Origin of the sequence: Pseudomonas sp. YQ_5 (genome assembly GCF_043103305.1) — a bacterium.
GTDB classification, from domain to species: domain Bacteria; phylum Pseudomonadota; class Gammaproteobacteria; order Pseudomonadales; family Pseudomonadaceae; genus Aquipseudomonas; species Aquipseudomonas putida_Y.
Genome location: NZ_JBICJS010000008.1, coordinates 37,158 through 48,398, shown reverse-complemented (window position 1 = coordinate 48,398; position 11,241 = coordinate 37,158). Strand labels below are relative to the sequence as shown.

The window sequence follows — 11,241 nt, the reverse complement described above, 5'->3', positions numbered from 1 at the left end:
CGCATCGCGAGCTGCGCTCGCTCCTACGTTTGTTTCGGGCCAGTAACGCCAGTGACAGGCGCGCGCGACCGCCTGGCCGATACGACACAATATCGCGATATGCCCCAAAGCGCCCGCGCGCAAATCCCCCCAGAAATAATTGGCCCGAAACAAACGTAGGAGCGAGCATAGCTCGCGATGCCTCAGTTACTGGACAAACGGTCCCCACGGGCAAAGCGCCAGGTGCGGATGATCTCCAGCCGGTCAAACTCGGCCAGATCCCCGGTAAACGGTGCAAACGGCGCCGCCAGCCGCACGATGCGCTGCGCAGCCTGGTCCAGCACTGGCTGCCCGGATGACTCCAGCACCAGCACCTCGTACAGCGAGCCATCGCGGTTGATCGACACCATCATGCGCAAGTTGCCGTAGATCTGCTGCCGGCGCGCTTCGTCGGGATAGTTCAGGTTGCCCACGCGCTCGACCTTCTTGCGCCACTCTTCCTTGTACCAGGCGCCCTTGTCGCGCATGGTCGACGCGGCGTTCAGGCGATGGATGCGCGGGCGCTTGGCGTACATCTGCTGCTCGTTGGACAGCTCCGCCTCCAGGCTGGCGATCTGGCTGGACAGCTGCGAACTGTCGAAGTCTGGTGCCGGTGCGGCTGGCTTGGGCTGTGCTTTGCTTTCCTTGGGTTTGGGTTCGACCTTGTGCGGCTTGGGCGCCGTAGTCACCACCGCCGACTTTTTCGGGGTAGGGGGTGGAACCACCTCGGGCCTGGCCGCAGGCGGTGGGGTGATCTTGTTGATCTTGCTGTCCTGGAAAGGCGCCAGTTCGGTGGTCTTGGGCACCGCTTTCTTGTCCAGGGTGCCGCTGCCTTGCTGGTTGTCCTGGGCCTGGAAGTCAGCCTTCTCGGGCGGCTTCTCGCTCTTGAAGGTGGCCAGGGTGATGTCCATGGTGTGGCGGATTTCGGCAGGCTTGACCACGGTGAAACCCACGCCGAGGATCAGCGCCAGGTGCACCAGCGCAGCCAGGAACAGGGTGAAGCCGAGCCGGTCCGCAGGGCGAACACGGGGAGGCAGCAGGTCGGCAGGGACGTCAGCGGGCAGCGTCATCAGGTATCCAGCAACCGCAGGGCGGGGCAGCAGCTCAGTCGAATAGGACCGGCATCATACCCCACTCTACGGCTTTACTTCGCGTTGGCTGTCAGCGTGCCTTGAGCTTGCGATCAATGGCATCCATCAGCTTGCCACCGATATCGGTGTTGTAGGCGGCATCGATTTCGCGAATACAGGTGGGGCTGGTGACGTTGATTTCGGTGAGGTAGTCGCCGATCACGTCCAGGCCAACGAACAGCAGGCCCTTCTCGCGCAGCGTCGGGCCGACCTGGGCGGCGATCCAGCGGTCGCGCTCGGTCAGTGGGCGGGCTTCGCCACGCCCGCCAGCGGCCAGGTTGCCACGGGTTTCGCCGCTGGCCGGAATACGTGCCAGGCAATAGTCCACTGGCTCGCCGTCGATCATCAGGATGCGCTTGTCGCCGTCCTTGATTGCCGGCAGGTAGGCCTGGGCCATGATTTGCTGGGTGCCCAGCGCGGTCAGGGTTTCCAGGATCACCGACAGGTTGGGGTCGCCCGCCCGGTGACGGAAGATCGACGTACCGCCCATGCCATCCAGTGGCTTGAGGATTACGTCTGGATGCGTGGCAGCGAATTCGCGAATGATGTCCGGGCGGCGGCTGACCAAGGTTGGGGTGGTGCATTGCGGGAACAGCGTGGCGAACATTTTTTCGTTGCAGTCGCGCAGGCTTTGCGGGCGGTTTACCACCAGTACGCCTTCGGCCTCGGCTTGCTCCAGCAGGTAAGTGCTATAGACAAACTCCATGTCGAAGGGCGGGTCCTTGCGCATCAGGATCACGTCCAGTTCGGCCAGCGGGCTGTCCTGCTCCTCGCCCAGTTCGAACCAGCGCGCCGGGTCGGCAAACACCTTCAGCGGGCGCATGCGGGCGCGGGCCTTGCCTTCGCCCTGATACAGGTCTTGCTGTTCCATGTAGAACAGGCTCCAGCCGCGTGCCTGGGCGGCCAGCAGCATGGCCAGCGAGCTGTCCTTCTTGTAGGAGATGGACGCGATGGGGTCCATCACAATGCCGAGGCGAACGCTCATGGGGGGTCCTCTTGGCGGCAGGTGGCCGCGGTGGATCGAAAGAAAAGTGGCTCAGGGTGGCGCCGCGAACGCCGACGGTCAAGGGGCGCGGCAGATGGAATGGCCACCCGGAGTATGCTAAAAATGCAGCTGCAAGCCTTGAGCTACAAGCCTCAAGAAAAGAGCATCCATGCGCCGAGCTGCTTTCTTGCAGCTTGCCGCTTGCAACTTGCGGCTTCAATCCTATTGGTAGGCGTCTATGGAACAACCCCTGAAGGTGATGGTGATCGACGATTCCCGCACGATCCGCCGCACCGCGCAGATGTTGCTCGGTGAAGCGGGCTGCGAGGTGATCACCGCCAGCGATGGCTTCGATGCCCTGGCCAAGATCGTCGACCATCAGCCCAGCATCATTTTCGTCGATGTGCTGATGCCACGCCTGGACGGCTACCAGACCTGCGCGGTAATCAAGCACAACAGTGCCTTCAAGGACACCCCGGTTATCCTGCTGTCGTCCCGCGATGGCCTGTTCGACAAGGCCCGCGGCCGGGTGGTCGGTTCCGATCAGTTTCTGACCAAACCGTTCAGCAAGGAAGAACTGCTCGACGCGATCCGCGCCCATGTGCCCGGGTTTGCCGCACCTCAACAACACGCACCCTGACCGAGCCCCCGCCATGGCGCGGTCCTACTTTCCTGATGGGGAAACAGCATGGCCCGAGTTCTGATTGTCGACGACTCGCCGACAGAGATGTACAGATTGACCGAATGGCTGGAAAAGCACGGCTACCAGGTGCTCAAGGCCAGCAACGGTGCCGACGGCGTGGCTCTGGCCCGGCAGGACAAGCCCGACGCGGTGTTGATGGACATCGTCATGCCTGGCATGAACGGCTTCCAGGCCACCCGCCAGCTCAGCAAGGACCCGGACACCAGCGCTATTCCAGTGATCGTGGTAACCACCAAGGACCAGGAAACCGACCGTATCTGGGCCACGCGCCAGGGTGCCCGTGACTTCCTGACCAAACCGGTGGAAGAGGACGCGCTGATCGCCAAGCTCAAAGAAGTGCTGGGGGCTTGACCACCCGCCCGCAAGGCGCGTCGCTGACCGCCTTTGAGTTGTTGCTGGACATCGACCGGCGCTGCCGCCTGCTGGTCGCCGACCAGCCGCCGCAGGACAACCGCGTGCAGCAGTGGAGCGGCATTGGCTTTCGCATTGCCGGGCAGTGGTTCGTCGCGCCCATGGTCGAAGTGGCCGAGGTGCTGCGCGAACCGCGCAGTAGCCGCGTACCCGGCGTGCAGCCGTGGGTGTGCGGGGTGGCCAACCTGCGTGGCCGGCTGTTGCCGGTGATGGACCTGAGCTGCTTCTTCGGCCTGGGCCACGCCGCACCGGGCAAGCAGCGGCGAGTGCTGGTGCTGGATCACGACGACCTGTTCGTCGGCTTGCTGGTCGACGAGGTGCTGGGCCTTCAGCACTTTGCCCTCGACAGCCTGCAGCTGTCGCCGCCGCAGCCGCTGATCGCTGCCGCTGCACGCTTTGTGCAGGGGTATTTTCCGCGTGAACGTAACTGGGCGATCTTCAGCCCCTTTGCCCTGGCCCAGGCGCCGGGCTTTCTCGATGTGGCGTTATAGGACCTGCGAACGTGAACAAGCCTGCCACCCCCGTCACTGCCACCACCGTGAGCCCACGTACCCGCAGCATCGCGCAGATCACCGTGCTGTTCCTGATACTGATCCTCTCGATCATCTTGCTGTTTGCCAACTTTGCTTACCTGAATACCCAATCCAACTACGACAAGCAGTACATCGGCCATGCCGGCGAGCTGCGCGTGCTGTCGCAGCGTATCGCCAAGAACGCCACCGAGGCGGCCACCGGCAAGGCCTTGGCCTTCAAGCTGCTGTCGGATGCGCGCAATGATTTCGAGCAGCGCTGGGGCTACCTGCGCCAAGGGGACAAGTCCACTGGCCTGCCGCCTGCGCCGCCTTCGGTGCGTGACGAGATGGAATCGGTACGCCGCGACTGGGAAAACCTGCGCAAGAACACCGACATCATCCTGGCCAGCGAGCAGACCGTGCTGTCGCTGCATCAGGTGGCAGCGACCCTGGCCGAGACCGTGCCGCAGTTGCAGGTGGAATATGAAAAAGTGGTCGAGATCCTGCTGCAGAGCGGTGCCCCGGCCAGTCAGGTTGCAGTGGCTCAGCGCCAACTGTTGCTGGCCGAACGTATTCTTGGCTCGGTCAACACCGTCCTGGCTGGTGACGACAGCGCCGCCCAGGCGGCCGATGCCTTCGGCCGTGACGCCGGGCGCTTTGGCCAGGTGCTGGAGGGCATGCTCAATGGCAATGCGACGATCCAGGTAACCCGTGTAGAAGACGCCGACGCCCGCGCACGGCTGGCCGAAATCGCCGAGTTGTTCCAGTTCGTTGCCGGTTCGGTGGACGAAATCCTCGAAACCTCGCCCGAACTGTTCCGTGTGCGGGAGGCTGCGGGCAACATCTTCAGCCTGTCGCAAACCCTGCTCGACGAAGCTTCACACCTGGCGAACGGTTTCGAGAACCTGGCTGGCGGGCGCACCCTCGACACCGTTGGCGGCTATGCCCTGGGGCTGCTGGCGCTGGCCTCGATCATCCTTATCGGCCTGGTCATGGTGCGTACCACCAACCGCCAACTGCGCGAGACCGCAGAAAAGAACGAACGTAACCAGCAGGCCATCATGCGCCTGCTCGACGAAATCGAAGAGCTGGCAGATGGCGACCTGACGGTGACCGTATCGGTGACTGAAGACTTCACCGGCGCCATTGCCGACTCGATCAACTATTCCGTGGACCAGTTGCGCGATCTGGTCGCCACCATCAACCACAGTGCAGTGCAGGTCGCGGCCGCCGTGCAGGACACGCAGAACACCGCGCGGCAACTGGCCAAGGCCTCCGAGCACCAGGCCGCACAGATCAGCGAGGCGTCCGAGGCGGTGGGTGACATGGTCGAGTCGATTGACCGGGTTTCGGCGCATGCTTACGAATCGGCCAAGGTGGCCGAGCGTTCGGTGGCCATTGCCAACAAGGGCAACGAGGTGGTGCACAACACCATCAACGGCATGGACAACATTCGCGAGCAGATCCAGGACACCGCCAAACGGATCAAGCGCCTTGGCGAATCCTCTCAGGAAATCGGCGACATCGTCAGCCTGATCGACGACATTGCCGATCAGACCAACATTCTTGCCCTGAACGCTGCCATCCAGGCTTCGTTGGCCGGGGAAGCCGGCCGTGGGTTTGCCGTGGTTGCCGACGAGGTGCAGCGCCTGGCTGAGCGCTCATCGTCTGCCACCCGCCAGATCGAGGCGCTGGTGCGTACCATTCAGGCCGATACCAACGAAGCGGTGATCTCCATGGAGCAAACCACCGCCGAAGTGGTGCGTGGCGCACGCCTGGCCCAGGATGCCGGGGTGGCGCTGGCCGAGATCGAAGGGGTGTCGCAGAACCTCGCCGACCTTATCCACAGCATCTCCGACGCTGCCCAGTTGCAGACCTCGTCCGCCGGGCAGATCTCCCACACCATGGCAGTGATTCAGCAGATCACCGCGCAAACCTCCGCCGGCTCCGGCGCCACCGCCGACAGCATCCGCCACTTGGCCCGCATGGCGAGCGAGATGCGCCGTTCGGTGTCCGGATTCACCCTGCCGCCACCTACCGAGCCGCGTTGAGGAATAGTGACCATGGCGTCTGCAGTAAGCCCCGAGCGTCACGAAACAGTGGCGCTGGCCTGGACCAAGGCCGCCATTCTCGATTGCCTGGGTCAGGCACGGCAGGCGCTGGAGCGCTTTGCTGGCGAGACGGACGACCTTTCGATGATGGCTTTCGTGGTCGACAACCTGCATCAGGTGCACGGCTGCCTGCGCATGCTCGAACTGCGCGGCGCCACGCGCCTGGCCGAGGAGCTGGAGCTGTTCGCCAAGGCGTTGGCCGACGGCCAGGTCAGCCCCCGGGGTGATTGCCTGGGGGCGTTGTTCCGCGGCCTGGAGCAGTTGCCCTCGTATCTTGAGCGATTACGCGGTGCCCGCCACGACCTGCCGCTGGTGATGCTGCCGTTGCTCAACCAGCTGCGTGCCTGCCGTGGCGAGGAACCGCTGGCCCAGGCCAGCCTGATGACCGGTGCCGCCCAACGCTTTGCAGGTGACGATGACCTTGCCAACCTCGACCTGTCGCTGGGCAACTGGCGTGACCAGTTGCAGGCCGGGTCGGGGCGCGATGCGCTGCGTTCGGTGGTGACTGCACTGTGCGATGACTTGATGCGCATCAAGGAGCGCCTGGACCAGTACGGGCGCGGTGACCGTCAGCATCGCGAGCAGCTCGATGCGCTACTGGCACCGTTGCGCCACGTGGCTGACACCCTGGCGGTACTGGGCTTTCAGCAACCGCGGCGGGTTATCATCGACCAGGTGCTGGCATTGCAGGCATTGGCTCAGGGCGAGCGGGCGGTGGACGACGCGGTGTTGATGGATGTGGCGGGGGCTTTGCTGTACGTGGAGGCCTCCCTGAACGGCATGGTCGGCCCTTTGGAGGAAAACGGCCAAGGCAGCCTGCCGGGCTCGGACCTGGCCGAGATACGCCAGCTGGTGCTGAATGAATCGCTGAACGTGCTGCAGCAGGCCAAGGATCTGATCGGCGATTACCTGGAGTCCGACTGGCCCCGGCAACGCCTGCAGCCCTTGCCGGGGCTGTTGCAGCAGATCCGCGGGGCACTGGCCATGTTGATGCTGCCGGCCGTGGCCGAGCTGTTTGTCGGCTGCGCAAGCTATGTGCAGCGTTGGTTGCAGCACCTGGAAGAAGAGCCGCCGATTGATGAGCTGACGCACTTGGCCGAGGCACTGAGCGCTGCCGAATGCTACCTGCAATGGCGGGCGGCCGACCCGTTGGCCGATGGCCAACCCTTTATCGAGATGGCGCGGGCCAGCTTGGCGGCGCTGGGTGTGCAGTGCGCGGTGGTTGGGGCCAGCGCAGACCTGGACGGCAGTGGCGACGGCATCGATGACGAGCTTCGCGAGGTGTTCCTTGATGAAGCGGGTGAGCTGCTGCCGGAAATCGAGCGCCACTGGCTGCGCTGGCGTGCCGACAACCAGCAGCGCGAGGCGCTGGGCGAAGTGCGTCGCGCGCTGCATACACTCAAAGGCAGCGGCCGCATGGTGCATGCCGAGGCGGTGGCTGAACTGGCCTGGGGCGCCGAGCACCTGCTGAACCGGGTGCTCGAGGGCCGCAGCGTACTCAGCCCGGAAGGGGTTGTAGCGCTGCAGCAGGTGTTCGTTCACTTGCCTGACCTGATGGCCGACTTTGCTGCCGGCCAGCTGCCGCAACTGACTGAAATCGAGCAATTGGCCGGGCACTTGCACAGCCTGGCCGAAAACGATGCCCCGGCGGCTGCCGGTGTCGATGGCCTCGATCCGCGGTTGCTGGGCATTTTTCGCACCGAGGCGCAGGGTCATCTGGCCAATCTTGAGGTTTATCTGCAAAGCGCCGGCGGCCACGACACCCCGGTCAGCGATGACTTGCAGCGTGCCTTGCACACGCTCAAAGGCAGTGCCGCCATGGCCGGGGTGATGCCGGTCGCAGAACTGGCCACTGCCTTCGACCGTCTGGCCCGTGAGTACAAGGGGCATCAACTGCCACTGCAAATGGCCGAGATGGAGTGGCTGGAAGCTGCGCGCTCGTTGTTCCATCTGGGTTTGGCGCAACTCGATAGCACACCGCTGGCCGCCATCCCCGGCGCTGCGGAACTGATCGAACAGGTCGGCCAGGCAGTGGACGGCCGCCTGGCCAGCCTGCATGAAGACCCGCACCATGCCGGCCGGCGCAAGCATGATCCGCAGTTGATCGCCAGCTTCCTGGCGCAGGCCATGGACATTCTGCTCGATGCAGAGACGTTGTTGTCGCGTTGGCAGCAACAGCCTGCCCAGCGTGACGCACTGGATAATCTGCTCGACCAGATGACCACCCTGGGGCACGCCGCGCATCTGGCCGACCTGTGGCAGATGGATGAGGTGTGCGAGGCGTTGCTGGACCTGTATGGCGCTGTGGAGGAGGGCAGCCTGCCTGCCGATGCCCGCTTCTTCAGCCAGGCGCAGCGGGCCCAGGAGACCCTGCTGGACATGCTCGACGAAGTGGCCGCCGGGCAGGATATTCCGCCGCGCCCGGAGCTGGTCGACAGCCTGCGCAACTTGCTGGACCAGGCCCTGGCGCCGGATGCCACCGGCCTGGTGGGCATCGATACGGTCACACCACTGCACCCGGACATGGACCTGTCCGACACCTTGGGGTTGCCACACCCGCCGTTGCAACCGGAGGTGGCCGAGCCGCTTGCCGAGAAACCGGAAAGCCCCGGCGAAGAGCTGCTGGAAGTGTTTCTGGAAGAAAGCTCGGACATCGTCGAAAGCGCCGCGGCGGCCTTGGCACGTTGGCAGGCCGACCCGCGCAGCAGCGTCGAGGTGGACAACCTGATGCGCGACCTGCATACCCTCAAGGGTGTGGCGCGTATGGTCGAAATTACCCCGATCGGTGACCTGGCCCACGAACTGGAGTTTCTCTACGAGCTGTTGGCTGCCGGCAGATTGCCGCCAAGCGCGCCACTGTTCGCCCTGCTGCAGAACTGCCACGACCGTCTGGCGCATATGCTTGACGCTGTGCGCCTGGGGCAGCCGCTGCATGCCGCTACAGCGCTGATCGACTACATTCGCAACTTCAGCAGTGCGGCACTGACCGACAGTGCCGCGGGCCAGGGGCCGCCAGAAGCTGCAACCGCCGAAGCACCGGCAGCAGCGCCAGAGCGGGCACCAGGTGACATGGTCAAGGTCGACGCCGAGCTGCTCGACGACCTGGGTAACCTGGCCGGCGAGCACTCGATCATTCGTGGGCGCATCGAGCAGCAGGTCAACGACGCGCAGTTCGCCCTCAACGAGATGGAAACCACACTCGAGCGCATGCGTGATCAGTTGCTGCGTCTGGATGTGGAGACCCAGGGGCGAATCTCCAGCCGGCAGCAGTTCGAAGGCGATGCCTATGACGACTTCGACCCTCTGGAAATGGACCGCCACTCCCAGCTGCAGCAGCTGTCACGGGCCCTCTTCGAGTCTGCCTCGGACCTGCTCGATCTGAAGGAAACCCTGGCTCAGCGTGCTCAGGAGGCGTACAGCCTGCTGCAACAGCAGGCGCGGGTGAACAGCCAGTTGCAGGAGGGCCTGACCGCCACCCTGATGGTACCGTTCGAACGCCTGGTGCCGCGCTTGCAGCGCGTGGTGCGTCAGGTGGCCAGCGAGCTGGGCAAGCAGGTGGAGTTGGTGGTTGGCAATGCCGAGGGTGAACTGGACCGCAGCGTACTTGAACGTATGGTGGCGCCGCTGGAGCATATGCTGCGCAACGCCGTTGACCACGGGCTGGAAAGCCGCGCAATGCGCCTGGCCGCCGGCAAGCCGGAGCAGGGCACCATTCACCTCAATTTGCTGCATGAGGGCGCCGATATCGTCATCGAAATGACGGATGATGGTGCCGGCGTGCCACTGGAAGCGGTGCGGCACAAGGCCATCAAACGCGGCCTGCTGGACCCGCAGGCACAGTTGAGTGACCACGAGATCCTGCAGTTCATCCTGCGGCCAGGCTTTTCCACCGCCGAAAAGATCACCCAGATTTCCGGGCGCGGGCTGGGCATGGATGTGGTGCACGAGGAGGTCAAGCAACTGGGTGGCTCGATGAGTATCGAGTCGGCGCAGGGCAAGGGGGCGCGCTTCCTGATCCGCCTGCCGTTCACCGTGTCGATCAACCGTGCGCTGATGGTGCACCTGGGCGAAGAGCAATACGCCATTCCGCTCAATACCATTGAGGGCATCGTCCGCGTGCCACCTGCCGAGCTTGCGGCGTGCTACCAGCTGGACTCGCCCCGCTATGTGTATGCCGGCCACGAATACGAGCTGCGCTACCTGGGCGAGTTGCTGCAAGGCCTGCCGCGCCCGGCGCTGCTGGGGCAGAGCGTACCGTTGCCGGTGCTGCTGGTGCATTCCAAGGAGCAGTCGTTCGCCATTCAGGCCGACAGCCTGTCGCCCAGCCGCGAGATCGTGGTGAAAAGCCTGGGGCCGCAGTTTGCTGCGGTTGCCGGGCTATCGGGGGCGACATTGCTAGGCGATGGCCGGGTGGTACTGATTCTTGACCTGCTGGGCCAACTGCGCGGCCAGCAGCGACGGCTGGCCCGCCTGCCCGGTGGCGGCAGCCAACGCCAGTTGCTTGGCCCGGCACCGCGCCGTCCCTTGCTGGTGATGGTGGTGGACGATTCGGTAACCGTACGCAAAGTCACCAGCCGCCTGCTGGAGCGCCATGGCATGAGCGTGCTCACGGCCAAGGATGGCGTCGATGCCATGGCCCTGCTGGAAGAGCACCGGCCCGACGTGTTGTTGCTGGATATCGAGATGCCGCGCATGGACGGCTTTGAGGTGGCCACACGTATCCGCCGTGACGCGCGGCTCAAAGACTTGCCGATCATCATGATCACCTCGCGCACCGGGCAGAAGCACCGGGACCGCGCCATGGCCATCGGCGTCAACGAATACCTGGGCAAGCCGTACCAGGAATCGCTGCTGTTGCAGAGCATCGCACATTGGAGCCAGGCCCATGCTTGAACTGATTTCCGGCCAGCGCAGCAGCCTGACCGGGCTGTTGCTGCCATTGGGGGACCGCACGCTGGTGTTGCCCAACGTGGCGGTGGCCGAGCTGAGCGGGCAACGTAATCTGGTGTGCCAGCACGGCGACCCCGCCTGGCACCTGGGGTGGATCGACTGGCGTCAGCAACGCCTGCCGCTGATCGGTTTCGAGGCCGCGTGCGGTGGTGAGACGCCGTGCGGGGAGCGGGCTCGCGTGGTGGTGCTCAATGCCTTGGGCGATACCGGTTTGCGGTACCTGGCGCTGTTGCTGCAGGGCATTCCGCGCTCGTGCAAGCTCGACAGCCAGCTGAACTATGTGGATGTGGCGCTGGGCAGGCTGGAGCTGGCGGCGGTGCAGGTGGGTGAGCAGGTGGCGCGGGTGCCGGACCTGGTCGCATTGGAAAGGCTGGTGCGTGACGCGGATCTGCAACCTGATCTTGAGTAGGATGTGAGGCAC

8 protein-coding genes are annotated in these 11,241 nt (G+C 64.3%); 6 read left to right on the top strand and 2 right to left on the bottom strand.

Features of this window, described 5'->3' with window-relative positions; all coding sequences use genetic code 11:
- Positions 1–182: 182 nt before the first annotated feature.
- Entirely contained in the window at positions 183–1,088 is a 906-nt protein-coding gene (locus ACF8EA_RS01490; protein WP_021783752.1) for an energy transducer TonB, read from the bottom strand.
- 91 nt (positions 1,089–1,179) lie between these two features.
- On the bottom strand, positions 1,180–2,133 hold the full coding sequence (gene gshB / locus ACF8EA_RS01485) for a glutathione synthase (protein WP_392520995.1): 954 nt from the start codon (positions 2,131–2,133) through the stop codon (positions 1,180–1,182).
- Between the two features lie 238 nt (positions 2,134–2,371).
- Between gshB and ACF8EA_RS01480 the strand changes: the two genes are divergently transcribed.
- Genes ACF8EA_RS01480 through ACF8EA_RS01455 form a run of 6 tightly spaced genes read left to right on the top strand, consistent with a single transcriptional unit; the run spans position 2,372 to position 11,229 of the window.
- Positions 2,372–2,773: a PleD family two-component system response regulator gene (locus tag ACF8EA_RS01480; protein WP_010955560.1), complete on the top strand. Its 402-nt coding sequence runs from the start codon at positions 2,372–2,374 to the stop codon at positions 2,771–2,773.
- 48 nt (positions 2,774–2,821) lie between these two features.
- Positions 2,822–3,187 carry a twitching motility response regulator PilH gene (gene pilH, locus ACF8EA_RS01475; RefSeq protein WP_392520994.1) on the top strand — a complete coding sequence of 122 codons (366 nt, stop codon included), beginning with the start codon at positions 2,822–2,824 and terminating at the stop codon, positions 3,185–3,187.
- Positions 3,184–3,738, top strand: a complete 555-nt coding sequence (locus ACF8EA_RS01470) for a chemotaxis protein CheW (protein ID WP_392520993.1) — start codon at positions 3,184–3,186, stop codon at positions 3,736–3,738. Before pilH ends, ACF8EA_RS01470 begins: the two co-directional genes overlap by 4 nt.
- Positions 3,739–3,785: 47 nt before the next feature.
- Positions 3,786–5,810, top strand: a complete 2,025-nt coding sequence (locus tag ACF8EA_RS01465) for a methyl-accepting chemotaxis protein (RefSeq protein ID WP_392520996.1) — start codon at positions 3,786–3,788, stop codon at positions 5,808–5,810.
- Between the two features lie 12 nt (positions 5,811–5,822).
- Positions 5,823–10,763 carry an Hpt domain-containing protein gene (locus ACF8EA_RS01460; RefSeq protein WP_392520992.1) on the top strand — a complete coding sequence of 1,647 codons (4,941 nt, stop codon included), beginning with the start codon at positions 5,823–5,825 and terminating at the stop codon, positions 10,761–10,763.
- Positions 10,756–11,229, top strand: coding sequence for a chemotaxis protein CheW (locus ACF8EA_RS01455; protein ID WP_021783758.1), 474 nt, complete (start codon positions 10,756–10,758; stop codon positions 11,227–11,229). The genes ACF8EA_RS01460 and ACF8EA_RS01455 overlap by 8 nt, the downstream gene beginning before the upstream one ends.
- Positions 11,230–11,241: the final 12 nt, after the last annotated feature.

What these genes read in the sequence shown, in the direction of transcription:
- ACF8EA_RS01490 (WP_021783752.1), bottom strand. Translation starts at nt 1,088, where the DNA reads ATGACGCTGCCCGCTGACGTCCCTGCCGACCTGCTGCCTCCCCGTGTT.
- gshB (WP_392520995.1), bottom strand. Translation starts at nt 2,133, where the DNA reads ATGAGCGTTCGCCTCGGCATTGTGATGGACCCCATCGCGTCCATCTCC.
- ACF8EA_RS01480 (WP_010955560.1), top strand. Translation starts at nt 2,372, where the DNA reads ATGGAACAACCCCTGAAGGTGATGGTGATCGACGATTCCCGCACGATC.
- pilH (WP_392520994.1), top strand. Translation starts at nt 2,822, where the DNA reads ATGGCCCGAGTTCTGATTGTCGACGACTCGCCGACAGAGATGTACAGA.
- ACF8EA_RS01460 (WP_392520992.1), top strand. Translation starts at nt 5,823, where the DNA reads ATGGCGTCTGCAGTAAGCCCCGAGCGTCACGAAACAGTGGCGCTGGCC.
- ACF8EA_RS01455 (WP_021783758.1), top strand. Translation starts at nt 10,756, where the DNA reads ATGCTTGAACTGATTTCCGGCCAGCGCAGCAGCCTGACCGGGCTGTTG.